This is a genomic window from uncultured Chitinophaga sp., assembly GCF_937898475.1.
In the GTDB taxonomy this organism is placed as follows: domain Bacteria; phylum Bacteroidota; class Bacteroidia; order Chitinophagales; family Chitinophagaceae; genus Chitinophaga.
Genome location: NZ_CALEJS010000026.1, coordinates 220,383 through 242,955 on the forward strand (window position 1 = coordinate 220,383; position 22,573 = coordinate 242,955).

General features: G+C 49.3%; 23 protein-coding genes. 14 read left to right on the forward strand and 9 right to left on the reverse strand.

Annotated features, from left to right (window positions below):
- Window positions 1–141: 141 nt before the first annotated feature.
- The 3 genes from Q0577_RS18235 to Q0577_RS18245 all read right to left on the reverse strand — a co-directional run bounded on the left by Q0577_RS18235 (window position 142) and on the right by Q0577_RS18245 (window position 2,611).
- Complete coding sequence (locus Q0577_RS18235; protein ID WP_298738755.1) at window positions 142–1,305, reverse strand: zinc-dependent alcohol dehydrogenase; 1,164 nt, start codon at window positions 1,303–1,305, stop codon at window positions 142–144.
- 144 nt (window positions 1,306–1,449) lie between these two features.
- Window positions 1,450–1,824: a zinc-binding dehydrogenase gene (locus Q0577_RS27250; RefSeq protein WP_366884655.1), complete on the reverse strand. Its 375-nt coding sequence runs from the start codon at window positions 1,822–1,824 to the stop codon at window positions 1,450–1,452.
- Complete coding sequence (locus Q0577_RS18245; RefSeq protein WP_298738759.1) at window positions 1,706–2,611, reverse strand: helix-turn-helix domain-containing protein; 906 nt, start codon at window positions 2,609–2,611, stop codon at window positions 1,706–1,708. The genes Q0577_RS27250 and Q0577_RS18245 overlap by 119 nt, the downstream gene beginning before the upstream one ends.
- 134 nt (window positions 2,612–2,745) lie before the next feature.
- On the opposite strand from Q0577_RS18245, the gene Q0577_RS18250 reads away from it, so the two are divergent.
- From Q0577_RS18250 to Q0577_RS18260, 3 genes are all read left to right on the forward strand, one after another.
- Window positions 2,746–3,852, forward strand: coding sequence for an acyltransferase (locus tag Q0577_RS18250; RefSeq protein WP_298738762.1), 1,107 nt, complete (start codon window positions 2,746–2,748; stop codon window positions 3,850–3,852).
- A 66-nt stretch (window positions 3,853–3,918) separates the two neighbouring features.
- Window positions 3,919–4,791, forward strand: a complete 873-nt coding sequence (gene bla, locus Q0577_RS18255; RefSeq protein WP_298738763.1) for a subclass B3 metallo-beta-lactamase — start codon at window positions 3,919–3,921, stop codon at window positions 4,789–4,791.
- Between the two features lie 99 nt (window positions 4,792–4,890).
- Window positions 4,891–5,595, forward strand: coding sequence for a DUF5110 domain-containing protein (locus Q0577_RS18260; RefSeq protein WP_298738766.1), 705 nt, complete (start codon window positions 4,891–4,893; stop codon window positions 5,593–5,595).
- Here Q0577_RS18260 and Q0577_RS18265 read toward each other — a convergent pair.
- From Q0577_RS18265 to Q0577_RS18290, 6 genes are all read right to left on the reverse strand, one after another.
- Window positions 5,592–7,091: a lipase maturation factor family protein gene (locus Q0577_RS18265; RefSeq protein ID WP_298738767.1), complete on the reverse strand. Its 1,500-nt coding sequence runs from the start codon at window positions 7,089–7,091 to the stop codon at window positions 5,592–5,594. The genes Q0577_RS18260 and Q0577_RS18265 overlap by 4 nt on opposite strands.
- A 69-nt stretch (window positions 7,092–7,160) precedes the next feature.
- Window positions 7,161–8,036, reverse strand: coding sequence for an OmpA family protein (locus Q0577_RS18270; protein WP_298738768.1), 876 nt, complete (start codon window positions 8,034–8,036; stop codon window positions 7,161–7,163).
- 231 nt (window positions 8,037–8,267) lie between these two features.
- Window positions 8,268–8,765: an ankyrin repeat domain-containing protein gene (locus tag Q0577_RS18275; protein WP_298738771.1), complete on the reverse strand. Its 498-nt coding sequence runs from the start codon at window positions 8,763–8,765 to the stop codon at window positions 8,268–8,270.
- Window position 8,766: 1 nt separating this feature from the next.
- Complete coding sequence (locus tag Q0577_RS18280; RefSeq protein WP_366884660.1) at window positions 8,767–10,362, reverse strand: catalase; 1,596 nt, start codon at window positions 10,360–10,362, stop codon at window positions 8,767–8,769.
- 462 nt (window positions 10,363–10,824) lie between these two features.
- Window positions 10,825–12,897 (reverse strand): hypothetical protein, encoded by a 2,073-nt coding sequence (locus Q0577_RS18285; RefSeq protein ID WP_298738773.1) that lies wholly within the window; start codon window positions 12,895–12,897, stop codon window positions 10,825–10,827.
- A gap of 111 nt (window positions 12,898–13,008) precedes the next feature.
- Entirely contained in the window at window positions 13,009–13,863 is an 855-nt protein-coding gene (locus Q0577_RS18290) for an AraC family transcriptional regulator (protein ID WP_298738775.1), read from the reverse strand.
- 104 nt (window positions 13,864–13,967) lie between these two features.
- On the opposite strand from Q0577_RS18290, the gene Q0577_RS18295 reads away from it, so the two are divergent.
- From Q0577_RS18295 to Q0577_RS18345, 11 genes are all read left to right on the forward strand, one after another.
- Window positions 13,968–15,497 carry a sodium:solute symporter gene (locus Q0577_RS18295; RefSeq protein WP_298738777.1) on the forward strand — a complete coding sequence of 510 codons (1,530 nt, stop codon included), beginning with the start codon at window positions 13,968–13,970 and terminating at the stop codon, window positions 15,495–15,497.
- 18 nt (window positions 15,498–15,515) lie between these two features.
- The gene (locus Q0577_RS18300; RefSeq protein WP_298738778.1) at window positions 15,516–16,460 is read left to right on the forward strand and encodes a dihydrodipicolinate synthase family protein; all 945 of its coding nucleotides are present in this window, start codon (window positions 15,516–15,518) and stop codon (window positions 16,458–16,460) included.
- A gap of 76 nt (window positions 16,461–16,536) precedes the next feature.
- The gene (locus Q0577_RS18305; protein WP_298738779.1) at window positions 16,537–16,869 is read left to right on the forward strand and encodes a hypothetical protein; all 333 of its coding nucleotides are present in this window, start codon (window positions 16,537–16,539) and stop codon (window positions 16,867–16,869) included.
- An 83-nt stretch (window positions 16,870–16,952) separates the two neighbouring features.
- Window positions 16,953–18,104, forward strand: a complete 1,152-nt coding sequence (locus Q0577_RS18310) for a glycoside hydrolase family 43 protein (protein WP_298738781.1) — start codon at window positions 16,953–16,955, stop codon at window positions 18,102–18,104.
- Window positions 18,105–18,114: 10 nt separating this feature from the next.
- The gene (locus Q0577_RS18315) at window positions 18,115–18,678 is read left to right on the forward strand and encodes a Crp/Fnr family transcriptional regulator (protein WP_298738782.1); all 564 of its coding nucleotides are present in this window, start codon (window positions 18,115–18,117) and stop codon (window positions 18,676–18,678) included.
- Between the two features lie 41 nt (window positions 18,679–18,719).
- A complete protein-coding gene (locus Q0577_RS18320; RefSeq protein ID WP_298738785.1) occupies window positions 18,720–19,196 on the forward strand; it encodes a nuclear transport factor 2 family protein in 477 nt (158 codons plus the stop codon).
- A gap of 181 nt (window positions 19,197–19,377) precedes the next feature.
- Window positions 19,378–19,827, forward strand: a complete 450-nt coding sequence (locus tag Q0577_RS18325) for a MauE/DoxX family redox-associated membrane protein (protein WP_298738787.1) — start codon at window positions 19,378–19,380, stop codon at window positions 19,825–19,827.
- Between the two features lie 105 nt (window positions 19,828–19,932).
- Window positions 19,933–20,250 (forward strand): hypothetical protein, encoded by a 318-nt coding sequence (locus tag Q0577_RS18330; protein ID WP_298738789.1) that lies wholly within the window; start codon window positions 19,933–19,935, stop codon window positions 20,248–20,250.
- A 66-nt stretch (window positions 20,251–20,316) separates the two neighbouring features.
- Window positions 20,317–21,348: a hypothetical protein gene (locus Q0577_RS18335; protein ID WP_298738791.1), complete on the forward strand. Its 1,032-nt coding sequence runs from the start codon at window positions 20,317–20,319 to the stop codon at window positions 21,346–21,348.
- Between the two features lie 203 nt (window positions 21,349–21,551).
- Window positions 21,552–21,971 (forward strand): VOC family protein, encoded by a 420-nt coding sequence (locus Q0577_RS18340; RefSeq protein ID WP_298738793.1) that lies wholly within the window; start codon window positions 21,552–21,554, stop codon window positions 21,969–21,971.
- Window positions 21,972–22,048: 77 nt separating this feature from the next.
- Complete coding sequence (locus tag Q0577_RS18345; protein ID WP_298738795.1) at window positions 22,049–22,498, forward strand: SRPBCC family protein; 450 nt, start codon at window positions 22,049–22,051, stop codon at window positions 22,496–22,498.
- The last annotated feature ends 75 nt before the right edge of the window (window positions 22,499–22,573 follow it).

The following is a 22,573-nucleotide window of genomic DNA, read 5'->3' on the forward strand; positions in this document are numbered from 1 at the left end:
ACAGGATATATAGGTAGTTAATGGATCTTTTATGGCAATGTAGTCCTGACGGCGCAAGCACACTTACCCCAACGCTTTTGTTGACAGGCATTTATTTTTTTGGGGGATAATGTAACAAAAAAAACTTAGTAAGCAAAGCCGCTAGGGTTTAAGTACCACCTTCACACAATTATCCTCTTTTTTGTTGAAGATATCATACATCTGCGCTGCATCGGTCAATGGCACGGTATGAGTAATAATATCATCCAGCACTACTTTGCCATCCGCTACCAGCCGGATAAGATTGTCCAGCCACCGTTGCACCCATGCCTGGCCGCCCATCAGCTGTATACTTTTTTCAAACCACTGGTACAGCGGGTAGTTATCATACGGGGATCCGTATACGCCAACAACGGAAACCCGTCCGCCACGGCGTACGGTATCAAAACAGCTTTTCAGGGCCGACATACTGCCTTTTTCTGCCTGCAGCACATTTGCGGCTTTCTGAAGTACGGTACGGTGTGCTTCCATTCCAACTGCATCTATGCAAACATCGGCGCCATAGCCGCCGGTCATCGCGCGTACCGCTTCTGCTACATCCACTTCTTCGTAATTAATAACTTCTGATTTTGCGGTGAGCTGTGCTTTCTCCAGACGGTAAGGCAGCCTGTCTACGCCAATCACTCTTTTAGCGCCGTGCAGCCAGGCGGCTTTCTGTGCCATGATGCCTACCGGTCCGCAGCCAAATACCACTACGGTATCGCCGGGCGCTACCTGCGCCCATTCACAGGCCGCCCATCCTGTAGGGAATATATCCGTCAGGAAAAGCATCTGTTCATCCGGCAGATCACCTGGCACCACCCGCAGGTTATGATCAGCATACAGCACCCTGGCATATTCTGCCTGTCCGCCGCTTACGGCGCCATACAGGTCTGTATATCCATACAACGCAGCGCCGGCTCCCTTCATCTTGATGATCTCACCGGAGGGGCCATACATTTCCGGGTTGGAGTTTTCACAATGGGTGGGAAGCTCCATATTACAGAAATGGCAATGGCCGCAGGCAATGGGGAAGGGCACTATCACGCGGTCTCCCGGTTTTATTTTAACGACAGCGCTACCTACCTCTTCTACAATGCCCATAAATTCATGTCCCAGTACCAGGTCATGCGGCTGGGGGATCATTCCATTGTAAATATGGAGGTCTGATCCGCAAATGGCCGTGGAGGTTACGCGGATAATGGCGTCTGTTGGCGCCTGGATAACAGGATCGTCTACGTTGTCAACGCTTACATCTTTGGGTTTGTGAAATACCAGCGCTTTCATAATTGTACTTTAATGGATCAGGAAATAATGACTACGTCATCAGTCCTGCAATTATGAAACCTGATATTAAACAGCCTTTAAACAGCAGTTGAAACTTGAATATTGGGTATATTTTTCCTGAAACCGGGGCAGTGTATCAGCGGCTCAGCGATGGTGCTTAAGCACAATCCTGTAGCGGGCTTTACCTTCCTGCAGCTGCCTGATCGCCTCATTCACTTTTTCCATCGGGAACTCCTCAACAATCGGGTAAATATTATGCCTTACACAGAAATCCAGCATGGTCCTGATCAATGCAGGGCTGCCGCCCGGACTGCCGGCAATTGATTTTCCGCCATTGATCAGGCTGAAAGAAGGAACAACCACCGGTTCGGGTACAATACCTACTATATGAAACCTTCCCTTATTGGCAAGGCAGCTTAAATAGCTGTCCCAATCTTGACTGCCGGGGAGGATGCCCGGTTTTCTTTTTAAAGAAGTTGTAGAAGTAATTAGGATGTTCAAAGCCCAGGCTGTAGCCAATTTCAGCCGCCGTCCAGCCGGTATGCCTCAGCAGGGCCTTTGCCTCCAGTAATATCCTGTCGGAGATATGCTCCGAAGTGGGTTTGCCGCTTACCTGCTGAAGGGCATGGTTCAGATGGTTAACATGGATGGACAGTGCATTTGCAAAGTCGCCTGCCTTTCTCAGTTTCAGTGAATGATCCGGCGCATCGACAGGGAACTGTCTTTCCAGCAGCTCAAAAAACCGGGAGGCGATGCGTTCAGCGGCGGTATGTTGTTTTATCTCATTGACAGCAGGCGCCATCTTCAGCGCTTCATGAATAATGAGAGGGAGATAACTGCGCAGCAGATCATATTTGTATACGTAGTCCGACGCTATCTCTGCAAGCATTTTACGGAAGATGCCACTGATATATTTTACCTGTGCGCTTTTCAGGAAGTACACAGGATGGCTGCCGGTCTTAAAGATGGGGGAGTGCTGGATACTTTCATTACGGTCGTTCCCATGCAGGAATTCTTTCCTGAACAGGCAGAAGAAACCGGGTTGCTCCGGAGAGATGGGCTCCCAGGCAAAAGGCATGAGGGGGTTGAAAAATACCAGTGCCGGCTGTCTGATCTCAATATCATGATGGTGCCAGCTAAGCCTGCTTTTGCCCTGCAGCAGTGATATTTTATAAAAATCCCTCCTGTTATAGATGTGAGGTTCGTTACAGTAAGATTCGTTTTCAAACACATTCACCAGGCTGGCGGTTTCAGGAAAAATGCCCCGTTCATGATAAAACGCTTCAACAGTCTGTTTCTTTCTCATAGATCAAAACTAAGTAATCAGCCCTTAAAGTGCATGCCTGCTGCCATTCAGCGGCCCAATGTGACCATTAACCGGTTTTTCCTTGCATTTGTAAACCGGGATGACTATTTTCCGCCATTCACCTATATGAACGCATGGTAACAGGAACATTAACATCACCGAAGACAGCTGCGGACTTACTGAAAAGCAGGCAGCATTTTGAATTACTGGATGGCCTCAGAGGCGTAGCTGCCCTTGTGGTGGTTGTATTCCATTTCCTGGAATTTGTATATCCGGATTATAGCAATAGCCCGGCAGGGCACGGGTTCCTGGCAGTAGACTTCTTCTTCTGCCTGAGTGGGTTTGTGATTGCTTATGCCTATGACGACCGCATCGGGAAGATAGGCGTTAAAGAATTTTTTAAGTCAAGGTTGATCCGTCTGCATCCCCTGGTGATGTTTGGGGCTGTACTTGGTTTGATCACTTACCTGTTTGATCCCTTTGCCGCACCGCCCGCAGGCTATGGCATTGGTCAGGTGGCAGTGATCTTTATTACCTGCATGCTGCTGATCCCTTATCCTTTTATGGAGGAGCGCTTTAACAACCTGTTCCTCCTTAACGCGCCTGCCTGGTCGCTGTTCTGGGAGTATATTGCCAATATTGTCTACGCGCTCATCCTGTGTAAACTACCCAGGCGTATATTACTGCTGGTGGGCATTGCAGCAGCGGTATGGCTCAGCTATGTAGCCTATAGTGCGGGTAACCTGCTGGGAGGCTGGGGTTCCGCCTCTATCCCGGATGGTATCGCACGGGTGTCTTTTTCTTTTACTGCAGGCATGCTGGTATACCGTTATAATTTCATTATAAAGAATAAGCTCGGCTTCCTGGGACTGACTATCCTGTTGCTGGCAGCATTGCTGATGCCGGGCACCAAACTGAACTGGCTGACGGAGCTGGTGGCGGTAGTAGTGTATTTTCCGCTGCTGGTGGCGCTGGGTGCAGGTTCCCAACTGAATGACCGGGCCAGGGGCATATGTGCTTTCTCCGGTAAGATCTCGTACCCGCTCTACATGACGCACTATGGCTTTATCTGGATATTTGGCCACTACTACAATGAACATAAGCCAGGCGGTACGGAGCTGTTCCAGGTGATAGCCCTCTCAACGCTGGCGCTCATCGGGCTGGCTTATCTTGTGTTGAAACTGTATGATGAGCCTTTGCGGAAATACCTTACCGGTAAGAGAAAGAAAATTGCCAGCTAACGGCAACGCGGGTAAATACTTTTATCTGCTGAATCTTTATCTTTGGTGCCTTCAGACACAAATATTATGATGCTGTTTAAAAGATTGTTACCCGTATTCTTTGCTGTTGCTGTCAGCTGTTCTGCCTATGCTCAAAAGCTTGTAAGGCTTCCCAACCTGGATAAGGAATGGTCGCAGGACTACCCGCCTTTCCGTATTGCAGGTAACCTGTATTACGTTGGTACCTACGAGCTGGCGGCTTACCTGGTTGCCACCCCGCAGGGACACGTACTGATTAATACAGGATTGGATGATTCCGCCCCCCTGATCCGTGCTCACGTAGAAAAGCTCGGCTTTAAGATAAAGGATATCAAAATACTGCTGACCAACCAGGCGCATTTTGACCATGTAGGCGCTATGGCTGCCATTAAGGAGGCAAGCGGCGCGCAAATGATGGTGAGTGCAAAAGATGCTCCGTCAATGGCAGACGGTGGCAATTCAGACTATGTGATGGGAGGTAAAGGCCCTATGTTCCTGCCCGTAAAAGCCGGACGGCTGCTGCACGACCGTGATACCATACAACTGGGCGGTACAGCCATTGTGATGCTTGATCATCCCGGCCATACCAGGGGCTCCTGCAGCTTTTTGATCGATGTAAAGGATGAACGTCAAACCTATCGTGTGCTGATTGCCAATATGCCTTCTATACTGGACGAAACAAAGCTGGCAGGTATGCCGGGTTACCCGGAAGTAGGTAAAGATTATGCCTATACGCTGAAAGCTATGAAAGGTTTACAATTTGATCTCTGGCTGGCTGCTCACGCCAGTCAGTTTAGGTTGCATAAAAAGCATCAGCCGGGAGATGCTTACCAGCCGGAAGTTTTTAAAGACCGTGCAGGGTATGATGCGGCACTGGAGGCGTTAACAAAGGCGTATCAGAAAAAGCTGAACGATAAATAGTATTATTTCTTTTTTCGTTTTACCAAACGGCGATAAACCAGGCAACCGCATGGAAGAACATGGTGGACGAGGCTGCCATGGGGCTGGGGATTGTCTGATATGGGACCACTGGAAGACAGGAACAACCCGCTGCCGTCCGAACTGAACAACGCTGCCATTGAACCGGTGGTGAAACAATATGATGAGCTGCGCTACCGCCTGATGCCGTATACCTACACACTGGCCTGGGAAGCCCGTAATACCGGTATGCCTTTTATGCGGGCTATGTGGCTGCACTATCCTACAGATACCATAGCCAGCCGGATGGGTAAACAGTACCTCTGGGGCCGCGACCTGCTGATAGCGCCGGTATACCAGCCGCATGCCACCACACGCACCGTTTATCTTCCGGAGGGCGACTGGTACGATTGGTGGACGAATACAAAGGAGACGGGTGCAAAGATGATCACCCGTAAAGTAGACCTTTCCATTATGCCCATTTATGTAAGGGCCGGGGCCATTATCCCGGTTGATCCGATAAGACAATACACCGCGCAAACAGTGAATGATCCCACTACTTTAAAAGTCTATCGTGGCGCTGACGGACAGTACACTTTGTACGAAGATGATGGTACCAGTGAAGACTACCTGAAGGGTAAAACCACGCTTACCCGCTTTACATGGGATGATGATGCGGGGAAATTTACAATTGCGCCCCTCAGCAAAGGCAACATCAAAAAGCGCGTATTTAATGTACAGCTGCTGCCCGAAGGAACCACCAGGCAGATAACCTATAATGACCGCCCTGTCAGCATTGTTTTCTAGGGGATCCAGCCTCGCCGTTTCAGTGATCCTAACAACCTGGGATCATCTGCTGAAAGGGGCGGCAGCCAGTAACTGCCAATACGTGTACGGGTCCACCAAAGCCCTTCCGGGTTACCGGGCCTGGCAAAACGGTAACGATACAGGATAGCGCGTATGTAACGTGGGGGCTTGTCCGGGAAAGGATTACCGGCAAACAGTTTCAGCGTAGCAGGATCATTGTGCAGCAGTTTCCAGATAAGGTGCAAGGTCCACGGATATTCGTCAGGACCAGACATGGACGCAAACCACATCTGCCAGTCTAAACGCGGTTGGTAAGGGGCGATCTGCGGCGGACGTTTATCAGGCGCCACGGGCAGGGCTTTATACGGATAGGCTTTCCAGTGGGCGTTATCATCAGGATGTTCATCCACCGTTCCTTCAAATACGACATTGAACCGTTCCTTTCCCACTGATCCGAATGCACCGTAAGTGTTCACCAGCTCCAGGGGATCAAAGGACGCGTTCATCAGCTGCCGGGAGGAAAACATATTGTAAACGGGCTGTATGCTGAGCAAGGCAATCAGCACGGTAATGGCCCAGGAACATAATTGCATACCAGCATGCGGTTCGGCGTGATCCTGCGCCGTTGCCGCCATCCGCACCAGTTTTTTTGGAAGAAGTTTTGACCAGCAGGCATCATCAAAGCAGGCCAACACCGGTACAATGGTAAGCCAGTTCAGAAAGGAAAGGTTCCCGCTGAGGATGATAGTCAGCTGAAACAGGATGATCACTATACCCGCAATATAGCGCGCCATACGCGGCCAGAACAGGAACCAGGGGGCGAGCAGCTCTGCAAGATGGTTGAACCAGACGCCGGCCTTTAATACAAGCGGCGGCATAAAATGGAACAGGCGGCTCAGCGGACCCGGTATAGGCTGTGTTTCGAAATGGTAGTACAGGGCAGTGCCGTCACGCCAAACTTCATCTCCACGCATCTTGATCAATCCCGCACCCAGCATTACACGAAAGGCCAGCCAGCGGAAAAGGATGATAATGGCCAGCGGCGGTGGTCTTTTGGGGAACGGACGCATATCCAGCAGCGGGCACAGAAAGATGGCAAGAAATCCTGTTTCCAGCAGCTGGATCTCCCAACCGTAACCGTACCACTCCTGTCCCACATGTACCAGTGACATATAGAGCAGCCAGAGTATGGTCAGCATGATGGCATTGGCAAAGCCCGCCAACATCACGCAGGAAAGCAGGAAACCAATCCAGGCTACTGCCTGTAACGCTGCATCGCCCCGCACAAACCAGAACAGGGAAGGTATGCGCCTGAAGCCTGCACCTGTAGAACCAAAACGCTCAACAACGCGTTGCAGGAAATGATCCACCGGCAGCAGGCCGTTTTCTCCGATCAGCGGCACCACCTGGTAGATAGCCGCCAGGAAGGCGACGGCGTATATCGCTCCAAGCAGGCGAAGGAGGACGAAACGGGTAAGCCAGTAGGAAGGTACCATTTCCTGAAGTTAAATAAAAAGCGGGTGCCCCATCAGCATGAGACACCCGCTTTAAGTTCCTTAGCTTATTTATTGCTGAACCCCGGTAGAATCGCTATCCGGCGCCTTGTCTATCAGCTCCATAAACTGGTCCAGTTTCGGTGTAACGATGATCTGTGTACGCCTGTTCCTGGCTTTGCCTTCCTCGGTACCGTTGGTAGCGATAGGATTGTATTCACCCCGGCCGCCGGCGGTTAACCTCTTAGGATCTACGCCGTGCTCGTTCTGCAGGGCTTGCACAACCGAGGATGCCCTCAGGGCGCTCAGGTCCCAGTTGTTGCGGATGTTCTTCTGCGAAATAGGCACATTATCCGTATTACCCTCGATCAGCACATCGTAATCTTTGTAGTCTTTGATGATCTTTGCCACTTTGGCCAGGGTTTCATTGGCAGTGGAAGAGATCTCATAGCTGCCGGATTTATACAGCATCTTGTCGGAAAGGGAGATGTACACTACACCCTTCAACACCTGTACATCCACATCCCTAAGCTCTTCGCGGCTCAGAGAACGGGTGAGGTTGTTGGTAAGCACCATGTTCAGCGAGTCGCTCTTGTTCTTCGTATTCACCAGGTGCTGTATATACCTGTTGGAAGCATTGATCTCGTCCACCAGTTTGGAGATGTTCACGTTGCCCTGGCTGGTGGAATTAAGGCACTTATCCAATGCAGCCTGCAGAGCTGCCAGTCCGGTACGCTGTGCTGCGATTTGTTCTTCCAGGCTCTCTACCCTTGTTTTTGCGCCGGTGAGCTCCCGCTGGGTGCTCTGGTACCGGCCATCCAGTTCCCTGTTCTGATTCTGTAAGTCATTATAACTTGATTGTAACTGGGCAAATTTCTTATTGCTCACACAACCTGTTGCTAAGGTAATCATCACCAGCGCAGCTGATGACAGCATAAGTGTTTTCATGCATTCCACATTTTATATTAATAAATCATTGACTTAATATGATAACACCCCAAATGAACAAAGGTTGTGCCATCTATGTAAGTTTAAGATTATCAGGTTGTTAAAGAGAATATAATGTTTTACGGGCGGCGCCGATCCGGGGGCTTGACCTGGGAGGATCAGGTAATTGTCGGTAATTTTAGCAGTGGATGGCAATCTTACTCAGCAATGTCGGTTGTGGTGGCAGGTGGACTACTGCTTTGCCGCCTCCCTCGCCGTCAGCATTGTTACCGCTTCAACATTGCCCTGCTGAACAGCCAGATCAAGCGCCGTTAATCCACGGTTTTCGGTAATGGTCCTGTCTGCACCATGATCCAGCATCAGCTTTACCAGTGTATTTCTGCCAAACATGACGGCGAACATAAGGGCAGTACCACCATTGCCATGACGGAGGTTCAGGTTGGCGCCATGACTGATCAGCAGTTCTGCAATTGCGGGATAGCCCCTGAAGCAAACACCCATGAGGGCGGTATTCCCGCCATGGTCGCAGGCGTTCACATCGGCGCCCGCCTCCAGTAGTATACGGGCGGCTTCCAGCTGCCCGTTGTAGCTGGCTATTATTAAGGGAGTATACCCCCGTGCATCCCGCACATCAGGGGTGTTAAACCGGCCGATATTGTGCTGGAGGAATAATGTATCTCCTGATCTGGCCGCGTTAAATAGTTCATTTGGATTGCCTGGTATATTCATGTTAATAAGGTTTGGATGCTTTGGCAAGATCTTCGGCTTGTTTTACTGCTTTGTCCGCATCCTGCGCAGCTCCGTCGTCCTTTTTGCCTGCAGCAGCTTCCTGCAGCCCCTGTTGTACGCGGCGGCCGTAATCTTCATCGCATGAAGTGAACATTTCTATCATCTGCTGCTGTATATGTTCAGGGCACTGGGAAATTGCGCTGACCAGGTTAAAAATCAATTCATCCCGTTCCCAGTCTTCAAAACCGCGGTAAGTGTCACCAGCCTGCTTGAAATTATTCTGACGTTCAATTTTGGCTCTTACCAGCGAAGCACTGTAGTGGGGGGTATGGTCTTTCCCGGTCCTCGGGGCTTCCTGAAGGCCATTAAGGCTGGATGGTTCATAGTTTACGTGCGGGTTCATGCTTTCTGCCAGGTCCTGGCGGTAGGCCATCTGGCCATCACGCTGATTGGTAGCCACATGTGTGCGGGGCGCATTGATAGGCAGCTGCAGATAATTGGTGCCCACCCGGTACCGTTGTGTGTCTGAATAAGAAAAAGTGCGGCCCTGCAGCATTTTGTCATCCGAGAAATCCAGTCCATCTACCAGTACGCCGGTACCGAAAGCAGACTGCTCTACTTCTGCAAAATAATTTACAGGATTCCTGTCCAGCGTCATTTTACCCACCGGCAGCCAGGGGAACTGATCTTTAGGCCAGATTTTGGTGTCATCCAGCGGATCAAAGTCAAGCTCGGCATGTTCATCATCACTCATGATCTGGACACAGAGTTCCCATTGTGGGAAGTCGCCCCGTTCAATTGCTTCATAGAGGTCCTGCGTGGCATGATTGAAGTTTTTGGCTTGTATCTCCTGCGCGTCTTTTGTTGTCAAATTCTTAATGCCCTGTAATGGCTCCCAGTGATATTTTACCAGCACGGCTTCGCCTTCGGCATTGACCCATTTATAGGTGTTAACGCCTGAGCCCTGCATTTGCCTGTAGTTCGCCGGTATACCCCAGGGTGAAAAGAGGAAGGTGATCATATGCATTGCCTCCGGCGTATTACTGATGAAATCGAACTGTCTTACAGGATCCTGCCTGTTGGTAACCGGATCAGGTTTAAATGCATGGATGAAGTCCGGGAATTTAAGGGCATCACGTATAAAAAAGATCTTCAGGTTGTTGCCAACAAGGTCCCAGTTTCCATCTTCGGTATACATCTTAACCGCAAAGCCGCGTGGGTCTCTCAGTGTTTCGGGAGAGTGTCCGCCGTGTATCACCGTTGAAAAACGTACAAACAACGGCGTTTTCTTGCCCTTTTCCGAAAAAACTTTTGCCCTGGTATATTTTGCAACAGGCTCATCGCCCACTGTACCGTATGCTTCGAAATAGCCGTGTGCTCCCGCACCGCGGGCATGCACTACTCTTTCCGGTACCCGTTCCCTGTCAAAGTGTGACATTTTTTCCAGGAACTGGTAGTTCTCCAGCGTAGCCGGTCCTCTGCTGCCCAGCGTTCTCAGGTTCTGATTATCAAAAACCGGGTGGCCCTGCCTGGTGGTCAGCATATTGGAATTACCGGACTTTTTTGGTTGTTGCTGGTTGTTTTCCTGCTGTTTCATACCGCATTTTTAAATGATGAGAGGAAAAGTATATGATCTGCGAATACGGTTAAATCCTGCACAATAAGCGTTCCATGACCGTTGCTGCACTTCAGGAAAAAGAGGAGCAGGCGGAGCTGCCGAATAAAACAGGCCTCTTAGCAGCGCCTGCAATACCTGGCCCGTGGAATGCTTTCTACTGAAGTGTTTCGCCGTCTACCCGGCATTGAGGTGCTGCAAGGTTACAGTTATTAACCAACGCATCTTCTTACATTCTTCACATTATATCATCACTAAAAAATAAGCTTTATATTTTATCTGACGGAAAACTGCAATATCCCGCCCACGCACAGCTGCAGCAGATGGCGCAGGCCACAAGTCTTTTATTGAACAGGCAAAAGATTTTTAACGGGCAGACAGAACAAACAGGTTTGAGTGGTAACGTATAGCCCTGCCTGACAGGGCTATACGTTTACCTGATAATTATTGGGTAATATAAAAAGTCTGGCTGAAAGCGCCATTAGCCGCAATATCCCAGGCCTCTACACGCACCCATTTCCGTCCCGCCAGTTTACTTTTGAAGTGGAAGGTCTTTTCTCCAAAAGCCTGTGTCTGGCTGAGGTCAATCTTTTCGCGGTATACTTTAGCTCCGTCTCCTGAAATGATCTCCACGAAATTCATGGGAAAGGTCCAGTTGAGTGCCAGCGCTATGTCTGCCATACCATTGGCAGGAAGCTGCAGGCTGTCGCCTGAAATATGCCCGTTGATCTTTAAAGAAGGCATCAGCACTTCACCGGTAGTCCCAAAGAAGCGTCCGTGCTGCATGGCATTGAGGATGGGGCTCCAGTCATCTTTGTAAGCGGGTAGTTTATCCAGCATGAGATAGTTAACGTTCATGTGCGCATACATCTCATTATGCTGTGTAACGGTGAACAGATCAGCTTCACAAATGATGGTTTTTTTGGTACCCCAGTTGTTCATGTCATCCAGGAGGTCTAACACCCTTTTTCCCAGCCGTGGCTGGGAAAGGTCTGCAGGCATTGCTTTCCAGGCAGCGCCCATGAAGCGGTCAGACAAAAAGAATGCTTCATGGTTGTAGATATCCGGTGTGTTCACCGAACCTTTAGTGCGCGGATGCGCGGTCCAGGCAAGGCCTTGTTCGTCTTTCAGCAGCTGCAGCATTTCCTGCTTGTTGCCGATGCGATACACTTTGCCGTAGCCTTCTTTTTCTTCTACATAGGGTTGTCCGGCTTTACGGGACATTATCCAGTACACCGGGCGCGGAAACAGTTCCAGCCAGTGGCCACCCAGGAACTCATTCGGCTCTTCACCGGGCAGCAGCAGAAAGTCTTTGTCTGACTGCTTTTCACACAGGTCGAAGAGCGCTTTCAGCTGGGGCAGTCTTTTTTCATCCGGCCCTTTGGGATCTGCGGTATAATGGAACTCTGCCAGGTGCACAATGTCAAGTCCCAGCTGTTTAAATACTTTCACAAATTCCGGATGTTCCGGTACAGGTTTTTTCGCCATCACCACGCTCATAATAAATTCATTATGGAAATGGCTGGACATGGTCTTAAACCCGGGCAATTGCACATAGCGGTCGTTATGGGTGAACCGTTTTACAGCGGTGAATGCAGCTGCATCGCTTTCCGTATTCAGCAGGCAAAAGAAGTTAAGGCGCTGTTTGGTGGCCGGCGGCGCATTGAACCAGGGCACAAAACGTTTATCACCTTCCAGTTCCTGCCGGATACCAATACCATAGCCTTTCATCATCTTGCGGTAATCATTGCCATACCAGGTAAACCGCAGGTTAAAAGCTTCGTCCAGCGGATAGAAATACTGGTGTGGAGGAGGGAACAGCGCCAGTGTGCCTTCTTTGCCGCTGGCAGCAATAGTGCGGTATTTTACGGCCAGGTTACGGGCGGTATCGCTTGCCGCTACCTGTGAATGCATCAGGCTATCGCCGGTGTTCGTCCAGGAGATTTGCTTCCAGTCCGATGAGCTGCTTACCAGCCCTGCATCAAAAACGATCGCCTTGGCGTCTGACTCCGTGCTCATCACTGCAGCTACGTTGAAGAGCGGGCTGCCATTGTAAAATGTGATTTCCAGTGTACCCGTAAACGTTTCTGCAGACAATTGCCCGATGCTGACAATAGTGCGGCTGCCTGTTGTTGTAACAGCTGCACTGTTTTTCTTCATGCTTACCGGGTAGGATTGGTGCGGCCTGTTAGGTACTTTGTCAAAAAATATATTCCAGCCGTTTTGCGACAGCAGGTCCCTTTTGCCAACGGTGAGTACAAATGCCGGGTCTACGTTGGCGCTGACCTGCTTGTCAGCCAGCGCAATTTCCCTGAACAAGGGACGGCCGGGCGTCAGGTCAAATATGATCTTCCCCTTGTCTGATTGGCCGGCGGGCCAGGTGATCTCCAGTAACTGCCCGCGTTGGACAACCGCAGTTCCATTGCCGGGTTTAAATGCTTTCAGATCTGCCTTTACCTGTGCCACAGCCATAAAGCCAACGAATATAGGAGCGACGGACAACAAGAGTAACTTCATTACGTGGGTTTTAGTTTAAATATTAATTGTACAGAACACAGCGCATCAATCGCTATTGGGGGGAAAAGATATAAAAATTATTCAGGCATTCATACCTGTTCGCTGCTGTTGTCATTTATCTCTGAATTTTTTCGGAGATACACCCATCACCAGTTTAAACGACCTGGAAAAAGTGTAGGGGTCCGGGTATCCCATCTCCAGCGAGATCTCTTTTACCGTAAGCTTTGTTTCTTTCAGCAGCTGGCTGGCTTTCTGCATGCGCAGAGAGGTAAACAGCTGGATAGGGGAGTAGCGTGTTTTCTCCCTGAAAAGGGCAGACAGGTAGGAGGCAGACAGGTGCATATGTTCCGACAGGTTGGCCAGTGTGAGTTGCTGATCCAGTTTTTCCTTCATCAGCTGTATGCATTGCTCAATAATATTATCGGCCCCTTTTTTCATGTAATTGAAAACAGTGAGCCGGAAGGTGCCCAGGAAGCTGTAGAAGCGGAAGTTAGCGTAGAGCAGGTTTTCAATATTGTTCATCAGGTCAAGATGGTGCAGGATATCGTCAAACTGCGCATTACGGCCCACCAGGGGAGGTGTGCTGCGGGGTTTGATGCCTTTGCCCAGGTAACTGAAAATGTCGTCTGCCAGCTTGCCGGAAAACTGTACTGTGTAAATACGCCAGGGTGCCTGCGGATCAGGATAACAGCGAAAGCGGGTATGCCTGGGGATCACCAGGTACTGGCTGGGATGCACCTTACTTTTTTTTCTGCCTGTTTCCAGCCATCCCTTTCCCTGTGCGGCATATATCAACGTGTATACCGGTACGCCCTGCGGCTCGCTGATCTCTTTTGCGACATGCTCCGGGTAGACCCCTATCGCTGTTATAAAAAGGTTTCTTCCAAGCGGATGCTTTTCCAGCTTTCGTTTCAGGTGGTCCGGTAAGATCCTGGTGATGGGAGTACTGACAGCATATTGGTTCATTGTACAGTAATTTAAGCCATTCTTTTAATAATTGAAAACATTGTTTCGTCCGTAAAAATTGGCAACCTTCGCATGATACCACGTATGAAAATCTGGAAACTGATATGCAGCAATTGCCTTTAATTGACCTGGCTGTAATTGCCATTTATCTGCTGGGAATGATCCTTATCGGGATACGGTTTTCGCGGAAGAATAAAAGCGCGGCGCAGTTCACTACCGCATCCGGTACCATTCCCGGCTGGGCATTGGGGCTTTCCTTATATGCTACTTTTCTGAGTAGTAATACTTTCCTGGGTGTGCCGGGAAAGGCATTTGGCAGCAACTGGAATGCTTTTGTTTTCAGTTTGTCTATGCCGCTGGCGGCATTTATTGCAGCAAAATACTTTGTGCCGTTTTACCGCAGGAGTGGGGCGGTCAGCGCTTATACGCACCTGGAACAGCGATTTGGCCCCTGGGCCAGGACTTATGCTACGGTTTGCTTTATACTGATGCAGCTGGCGCGGATGGGCTCTATCTTTTTCGGCGCGGCCCTGGCACTGCAGGCGCTCACCGGGCTGGAAATGCGTACCATTATCTGGGTAACAGGCATCTGTATCATTGTATATACGGTGCTGGGCGGTATGGAAGCCGTGATCTGGACCGAAGTACTGCAGGGCATAGTGAAAACTACAGGTGCAGTAATGATCCTCTGCCTGGTGATTGCGGGCATGCATAACGGCGTTGGAGATATTTTCCGCATTGGCATTGCTGATGGAAAATTTTCTCCGGGCAGTTTCAGCCTCAGTGATTTCAGCCATTCAACGTTCTGGGTGGTGCTGCTCTACGGGTTCTTTATTAACCTGAATAATTTCGGTATGGACCAGAACTATGTGCAGCGCTATCATACCGCCAGGTCAGAGAAGGAAGCGTCCCGCAGTATCTGGTTATGCGTATACTGGTATGTACCAGTGAGCCTGGTTTTCTTTTTTATCGGCACTTCATTATATGCCTACGCACAACAACACCCGGAAGTATTGCTGGCGGTGAAACAGCAGGCGGCGGCAGAGCGCCAGGTGCCATTGTCGGCCCTGCAGCCTGCAGATTATGGCGATAAGGTATTGCCCTGGTTTATGGTGAACAAGGTGCCGTCCGGCTTAATGGGGCTGGTGGTAGCGGCTATCTTATCGGCTGCCATGAGCACGGTCAGCAGTGGTATGAACAGTACTGCCACGGTTTTCCTGAAAGATATCTACCAGCGTTATATCAATCCTGGCGTAACGCCGGGAAGGGAAATGCGCGTGCTGTATGTGGCTTCCACATTGACCGGTATCCTCGCTATAGGTGTAGGTATTTCCATGATAGGCGTAGGCAGTATCCTGGATATATGGTGGGAATTATCCGGGATCTTCGCAGGAGGTATGCTGGGATTATTTCTCCTGGGGATGGTGGCTGAGATCAGAAATACAGCAGCAGTAACAGCTACTATTACGGGCATCCTGATCATTATCTGGATGTCTTTATCAAAATACCTGCCTCCTGAATGGGAGCATCTGCGCAGCCACCTGCACGCGAATATGGTGATAGTAGTGGGAACATTGACAATATTCCTTGCAGGTATGGCGCTTGCACGTTTACAACGCCTTACAACTTCCTGATCATAAAAATCGTTTCATATGGAAAAGAAATTTGTACCAGTGATGATCACTCCTTTCAACCTTAAAGCACAGATTGACCTGGAGATGGTGGAGAACCTGATAGACTTTTACCTGGATGCGGGAGTGAAAGGTTTTTTCGCCAACTGCCTGTCTTCCGAAATGTACAGCATCAGTGAAGACGAACGCCTGGAGCTTACCCGGCATGTGGTTCGCTACGTAAACGGCCGTGTGCCCGTGGTAGCTACCGGGTCTTTCGGTCTTACCATCAAAGATAAAGCGCTGTTCACGCAAAAGATCTACGATACCGGGGTGGATTCGGTGATCATGATCACGGGGCACTTTGCCAATATAGACGAGCCGGATAGTACGCTGCTGCAGCGCTTTGATGAGTTGTTCTCGCTTACCGGTGATATTCCCCTGGGACTGTACGAATGCCCGGCGCCTTACAAAAGGATCATCACGCCGGAGATCCTGCAAACGCTGCTGGCAACCAACCGGCTGATCTATCACAAGGATACCTCCTGCAATGTGGAGCAGGTCCGGGCCAAGCTCGCCGTTACAGCGGGCAGCCGGCTGGAGTTCTATGATGCCCATACCCCCAATGCGGTGGCTTCTATGCAGATGGGCGCCTCGGGCATGTCTTCCATCTCCGGGAATTTCTACCCCGAGATACTGGTATGGCTCTGCAACCATGTGAATAATGAAAGCCGCCAGGAGGACGTACGCTGGATACAATCCGAACTGCAAAGGGTGGATCCGCTGATACATGTAGCCTACCCGCTGAGCGCTAAATATTTCCTGCAGCAGCGAGGGATCCCCATCCGCACCATCAGCCGTGCCCATGCACTGGAGCTGACGCCGGAACAGAAACAGGTACTGCAACAGATACACCGCGATTTTCATGGCTGGTGTGAACGTTTACAGATCCGGATGGTAACAGCGGCAACGGTGCCTTCACATTAAGCCGGGTGTATGTTTATTAACCCAGGTGAATGACCAGGGCATCCGGCTGTCTTAGTTTTGTATCAAAATCAAGACGATGCTGGTATTTAACACGATATTGCTCATTCATTCCGGCAGTTTCCTGGGTTATCTTTTTACGCTGGCCATGCTGTGGCCGCAGAGAGGGGCAGCGCAGCGCAACAAAACCGGCCTGGTGCTTGGGATTATTATACTGCTGACAGGTATAGGGCTTGTGCTCCTGAAATATCCCCAGGTCAACTATTTTAAGATAGTGCCTAAGACAGTCATTTTCCTGGCTATTACTGCTATCAATGTGGTATATGCAGCGCAGCCATATCCCAGGAAGATATATTATCTGCTGATCGGCTTAACCGTGTTGGCAGGGCTGATCGCAGTTACAAGATTATAGCAGCCGGTCCCGGATTGTTAGCATCCTCCGGAAATTATTATAAATTTATCCGCCAAAGCTCCTTGTTCTTTAAAATATCAGTAATGAAGCGGATAGTAAATACTTTGCTTGGATGTACCCTGCTGCTGACCATCAATACCACAAAGTTGACGGCACAGGCAGCCCTTCCCGGTGATACCTACCAGAACCCCTTAGCGGTTGAATTCGGGGATCCTTATGTGCTGCATGTAAACGGCGGCAAATATTATATGTACGGTACCGGTGGTGCCGCCGGCAATGGCTTTGCCGCCTATTCTTCCACTGATCTTGTGCATTGGAAAAACGAGGGCCAGGTATACTATGCCAGTAACAAGAACGGTTGGAGCGATTCAACTGCCGCATGGAACGGCGCCTATTGGGCGCCGGAAGTATACGAGCGTAACGGTAAATTCTATATGTTCTACAGTGCACAATGGAAGGAAAACCCCAATAAGGAATTAGAGAACTTTCGTATAGGAGTGGCAGTTGCAGACAACCCCACGGGCCCCTTCATTGATATCAGCAACAAACCTGTTTTCGATCCCGGTTATCCCGTTATTGACGCCAATGTCTTATTCACAGAGGATGGTAAGGCCTATTTGTATTACTCCCGCTGTTGCTACAAACATGCCGTAGAAAGTGAAATTGCCGACTGGGCAAGGAAGAAGGGATGGTTCCAGTCTATCGAGGAGAGCTGGGTATACGGCGTTGAGCTAAAGCCTGATTTCAGCGGTACCATTGGAGCACCGGTGCTCCTGTTGCGCCCCCCGGTTAAGATGAACGATAAACAGGCAGAATGGGAAAGCCGCTCAGTTACTTCAAAAGAGGTGAACCGCCGGTGGACAGAAGGTTCTGTTACCTTTAAAAAAGGAGACACGTATTACATCATGTACTCTGCCAATTACTTTGGAGGCAGGAACTATGCAGTAGGCTATGCTACTTCCAAAAGCCCGCTGGGGCCATTTACCAAGGCTGCCAACAATCCCGTGCTGCAAAAGAATGTAGAGAAGGGCGGGGTGGTAACCGGCACGGGGCATAACAGCATTACCTATTCGCCGGACGGAAAAGAGATGTTCTGCGTATATCATGCCCGTACAACCGCCACAGGAGATCAGCGGGTGGTTTTTATTGACAGGATGAAGATTGGCGATGACGGAACGCTCCTTGTAGAAGGCCCAACCACAACGCCTCAGCGCCTGCCGGGCGGAGCCAGATAACTATCAGCAAATGAACATTGATGCTATATTAGACAATGTATACGTGCTGCCGCAGGCGTCCAGAGATCTGCTGAAGGCGCATATCTCGGAAACTGCTTATAACCGGGGGCATCTGCTGTTCAGGGCTAATAAGGTAGCCTCAAACATTTACTTTATACGAAAAGGCATGGTACGGGCCTATGCAGCAACAGCGGATAGTGAAGTGACCTTCTGGTTTGGCAAGGAAGGAGACACCGTTATTTCCATGAACAGTTACGTACACGATAAAAAGGGATATGAAAACATCCAGCTGCTGGAACCCTGTGAATTATATGAAATGCAAACCGGCCACCTGCGCAGGCTCTTTGAAGAAGATATCCATATTGCCAACTGGGGACGGAAATTTGCCGAGCAGGAACTGATAAAAGTAGAAGAACGGCTTATTTTCAGGCAGTGCAGAACCGCTATGGAACGTTACAAGGAGCTGATAGCCACCGACCCTGAATTGCTGCAAAGAGTGCAGTTGGGCCATATTGCTTCCTACCTCGGTATGACACAGGTGAGTTTAAGCAGGATCAGGGCGGAATTGAAATAGCTCCGATATCCACAACAATTAACAAATAATCCTCCACTTTAATGACAAAACGAATAATCCTCATCGTGACAATCATCTTCACTACATTGGTAAAGAGCTATGGACAATCACAGGATGAGCTGTATCAGGAAATTTACAGGCAGGACAGTATTTTCTTCAGTGCATTTAATCGTTGTGACACGGTTACCTACAGGGGATATCTGACCGCTGATTTTGAGTTCTATCACGACCTGGGCGGGCTCCATTATTTGGACGAGGAAATGCAATCCATGCGGGAAATGTGCACCAGGAATTCTCATATCCGGCGGGAGCTGGTTAAGCCTTCGCTGGAGATCCACAAGCTGGGGGATAACGGCGCACTGGAAATAGGAGTTCATCGTTTTTACCACACCAATCCCGGCCAGGAAGAGCACATCAGCGGTACCTATAAATTTGTTCAGGTGTGGCAAAGAAAAGGTAAGGCATGGCAGCTGTCAAGGGTTATCAGCTACGACCATGGCAAGATGAACAATGATTAAGTGTCAATGGCACCCCAATATTGCTCTGCCTAAAAAAGATATTGTAATTCTCGGCCGGTTTTACTATTTTTATCAAGTAGGTAGTAAGCAATTAACACGTCATCAAAATTCAATGCTTATGTAAGCCCGATATGAGACACTAAAGCGCCAGCTTTATTATTTCTACATTGAATATTTTATTATGAAAGCCCGTGTTTTCAATTTAACCATTGAAGCAATCACCGCCGTATTGCTGTTACTTTGGATTTATACAGGCCTCAGTAAGCTGATCCATTACGATAAATTCAGTTTTGAAATCGGCCGTTCCCCCTTCCTGCAGCATATGCCGCAGGCAGCAGTAGCTTTGATCCCGGTGAGCGAGCTGCTGATAGCTGCACTGCTCATCTTTAAACGTTCGCGGCTGGCAGGCTTATATGCATCGCTGTTCTTACTGACCCTGTTTACCGGGTATGTGTACATGATGCTGCATTACGCCTATGATCTGCCCTGCAGCTGCGGAGGGATCATTGAACTGTTAAGCTGGGAACAGCATCTGCTGGTGAACTTTGTACTAACCCTGCTCGCCGCGATCGCCATCATACTGCAGGACTATCAGGCCCGGCAGGGCAGGCGGGTTGTTTCGTTGCCTTAAGTCTTTTATTGATCAATAAAACAGGTTCCCCTGCTCCTGCATCAGCAGAGGCAGCCCCTTGTGGCTGTTGTTATTCCTAAATCATAAAAGCACACTCACATGAACATGAAAAAAATCAGATTCAGTTTTGCTGCGCTGGTAGCCCTGGCAGCTATCGGACTTACCGTTACCACTAATGCTGGTACTATTATAAAGAAGGCGGAGGCGGCCTGCTATCGTACGGTAGTGATTCCAGGGCTCCCTGCAGACCGTACAGCCACCTATGGCGGTAATCTTATCCTCTCATTTGGTAACACGGTAAAAAGTGTAGCAAATCCTAACAACGCGGCCAATTGTAGTGGCAATGCATATTTCTGCTGTGCAACTACATTCCAGTCAGGTACGAATACATACGTTGCAGAAGTGTTCCTTACAGATCTGTGATGACATGTTAATGCCAAACAACCGGGCAGTGAAGATGCTGCCCGGTTTCCATATTAATTCAGGATGATGAGACGAACATTATTACTGGTAAGCGGTACCGTGATGGCAGCGCTGCTTTGCCTGTTGGTGCTGCTGGCAGTGTCTGGTATACCAGGTAATAAAAAGAATGGTTTTAACAGGCAATGGCTCAACATAACAGTCCGGAAGCACTTGTCTTATGAACTGCCGTTTGCTGCTGAACGTTTATTCGGATCAGGCGCGCATCTTTATTTATCTGAGCCTTCACACCGGCAGGTATACCGCCTGGACAGCCACCTGCGTGTCAGCGACACCATAAAACTGCATGTGGGCAAGCCACTCAAACCTCCCGTTAATTTTTTTGCAGACGGCAATCACCTTTATATTCATGAGTATAACAGTGCTACAATGTTCTTTGCGGACTGGCATGCAGCAACCTTTAATGCGCTGCGGTTGTCGGAAGGGCCTTTCCTGAAGTCACTGCAGTTGTCAGATTCGCTGGTGGTGATAAGAGGATTTGAGCCAGGTAGTTTTAAACCTGTGTTTATGCAGATTAACACCCGTAGCGGCGACCGCCGGCACAGCGATCTTTTATCTGAAAAGGCAGATGCGGGTTTTTCCACTGACGGGATCTTATGCAGTAATGCAGGGAGAGACCGCCTGTTGTATATACCCTATTTTGAGAATGGCATTTACTGCATGGATAGCAATTTGAGCCTGCGCTACCAACAACATACGATCGATACCGTTTTTAACAGCGGTATTGAGGTTGCCAGCCAGGGCGATGGCGATGTACAAAAGCTATATGCCACTGCTCCCCGTGTAAAAGTGAATAAGCGGGCCTTTGCGGATGACCGGCTGCTGTTTATAGAGTCCGATCTCCGGGCAGATAACGAAGATGCAACTACCTTCAGGCAGCAGCCTGTGCTGGACGCTTATCGTATAGAAGACGGAAGCTACGCAGGAAGTTTGCATCTTCCGCTGGATAAACGGAAAGTATTGTCCTATTATCTCCATAACGGGGTATTATATGTGCTGCTGAAAGATCAGCTACTGTCATTTTCCCTGGCGCTGCCCTGACCGTTTACTCTTCCGGAACTCCAGCAAGATCCTGGCTCTGGGATTGGGGGCTTTGGTACGGTAACGAAGAACAGAGATATTTAAACCCTTGGATTCCATGGATGCTAAGATACGCAATTGAAATAAATGGGTTTTGTTTGACGGGGCTTTAGTAAATTGTTGCAGGAGCCGATACGTTTAACATAAAAGTTCGGAAAACTTATATGAAAAAGGCTGCAATCTCTGGCATAGCGCCATTCTTTATTGTAAGGAATGTTCCCGCTGCATTAAGTTTTTACCGCGACCGCCTTGGGTTCGATGTTACCTTCCAGGGGCCTGCTGAAGATGATATTTTCTTTGGGATTGTACAACGCGGTGCGGCGATGATCCTCCTGAAAGACATTGGGGTAACACCTGTTCCCAATTATACGCGCGATATAAAAAAGGGTATTGCCCGTTGGGATGCTTATCTTCATGTTCCGGACCCTGACGCGCTGGCTGAAGAGTTCATCTCGCGTAACGTTGAATTTTTTCAACCGCTGCAGGATAATGACGATGATGGTTTGCGCGGATTTGAAGTGCAGGATGCCGATGGATATGTATTGTTCTTTGGGAACACACAAGACCGGGCAGGTCGCAAATAACCCTTTAATTGTCTTAAGCGCCCTCCATCTGGTTATTATCTTCTTTGCATCTTTGCTATGAACAAAAAACAGATATCATGTCAAACAACACTGTTTATTTACACAGGATGCTGAAAACAACCCCGGAAAAAGTATACCGGGCATTTACGGAGGCTACCGCCATCGCATCCTGGTTACCTCCTTATGGATTTCTCTGCACCGTTCATGAATTGAATGCAACAGTAGGAGGAACACATAAGATGTCATTCCATAACTTTTCTACCGGTAATGGCCATTCATTTGGTGGAACCTACCTGGAGCTCAAGCCTAATGAATTCCTGAAGTATACGGATAAATTTGACGATCCCAATGTGCCGGAAGAAATGACGGTCACTGTGTCGCTGCGGAAGACCGTTGCAGGTACCGAGGTTAAAATTACGCAGGAGGGGATCCCCGCTGTAATACCTGTAGAAATGTGTTATCTGGGTTGGCAGGAATCGCTGGAAAAACTGGCTAAGCTGGTGGAGCCGGAGATACCGGATGCCTGAGCAGCAAACGGGGCTATCATAGATATTCATACAGGCAAGGCAACACTGTTGCGATGAATGCGTGCCTTGCCTGTA

Bases quoted from the DNA above. Each gene is read 5' to 3' on its own strand.
- Q0577_RS18235 (WP_298738755.1), bottom strand. From the start codon at position 1,305: ATGAAAGCGCTGGTATTTCACAAACCCAAAGATGTAAGCGTTGACAAC.
- Q0577_RS18245 (WP_298738759.1), bottom strand. From the start codon at position 2,611: ATGAGAAAGAAACAGACTGTTGAAGCGTTTTATCATGAACGGGGCATT.
- Q0577_RS18250 (WP_298738762.1), top strand. From the start codon at position 2,746: ATGGTAACAGGAACATTAACATCACCGAAGACAGCTGCGGACTTACTG.
- bla (WP_298738763.1), top strand. From the start codon at position 3,919: ATGATGCTGTTTAAAAGATTGTTACCCGTATTCTTTGCTGTTGCTGTC.
- Q0577_RS18260 (WP_298738766.1), top strand. From the start codon at position 4,891: ATGGGACCACTGGAAGACAGGAACAACCCGCTGCCGTCCGAACTGAAC.
- Q0577_RS18265 (WP_298738767.1), bottom strand. From the start codon at position 7,091: ATGGTACCTTCCTACTGGCTTACCCGTTTCGTCCTCCTTCGCCTGCTT.
- Q0577_RS18270 (WP_298738768.1), bottom strand. From the start codon at position 8,036: ATGAAAACACTTATGCTGTCATCAGCTGCGCTGGTGATGATTACCTTA.
- Q0577_RS18275 (WP_298738771.1), bottom strand. From the start codon at position 8,765: ATGAATATACCAGGCAATCCAAATGAACTATTTAACGCGGCCAGATCA.
- Q0577_RS18280 (WP_366884660.1), bottom strand. From the start codon at position 10,362: ATGAAACAGCAGGAAAACAACCAGCAACAACCAAAAAAGTCCGGTAAT.
- Q0577_RS18285 (WP_298738773.1), bottom strand. From the start codon at position 12,897: ATGAAGTTACTCTTGTTGTCCGTCGCTCCTATATTCGTTGGCTTTATG.
- Q0577_RS18290 (WP_298738775.1), bottom strand. From the start codon at position 13,863: ATGAACCAATATGCTGTCAGTACTCCCATCACCAGGATCTTACCGGAC.
- Q0577_RS18295 (WP_298738777.1), top strand. From the start codon at position 13,968: ATGCAGCAATTGCCTTTAATTGACCTGGCTGTAATTGCCATTTATCTG.
- Q0577_RS18300 (WP_298738778.1), top strand. From the start codon at position 15,516: ATGGAAAAGAAATTTGTACCAGTGATGATCACTCCTTTCAACCTTAAA.
- Q0577_RS18305 (WP_298738779.1), top strand. From the start codon at position 16,537: ATGCTGGTATTTAACACGATATTGCTCATTCATTCCGGCAGTTTCCTG.
- Q0577_RS18310 (WP_298738781.1), top strand. From the start codon at position 16,953: ATGAAGCGGATAGTAAATACTTTGCTTGGATGTACCCTGCTGCTGACC.
- Q0577_RS18315 (WP_298738782.1), top strand. From the start codon at position 18,115: ATGAACATTGATGCTATATTAGACAATGTATACGTGCTGCCGCAGGCG.
- Q0577_RS18320 (WP_298738785.1), top strand. From the start codon at position 18,720: ATGACAAAACGAATAATCCTCATCGTGACAATCATCTTCACTACATTG.
- Q0577_RS18325 (WP_298738787.1), top strand. From the start codon at position 19,378: ATGAAAGCCCGTGTTTTCAATTTAACCATTGAAGCAATCACCGCCGTA.
- Q0577_RS18330 (WP_298738789.1), top strand. From the start codon at position 19,933: ATGAAAAAAATCAGATTCAGTTTTGCTGCGCTGGTAGCCCTGGCAGCT.
- Q0577_RS18335 (WP_298738791.1), top strand. From the start codon at position 20,317: ATGAGACGAACATTATTACTGGTAAGCGGTACCGTGATGGCAGCGCTG.
- Q0577_RS18340 (WP_298738793.1), top strand. From the start codon at position 21,552: ATGAAAAAGGCTGCAATCTCTGGCATAGCGCCATTCTTTATTGTAAGG.
- Q0577_RS18345 (WP_298738795.1), top strand. From the start codon at position 22,049: ATGTCAAACAACACTGTTTATTTACACAGGATGCTGAAAACAACCCCG.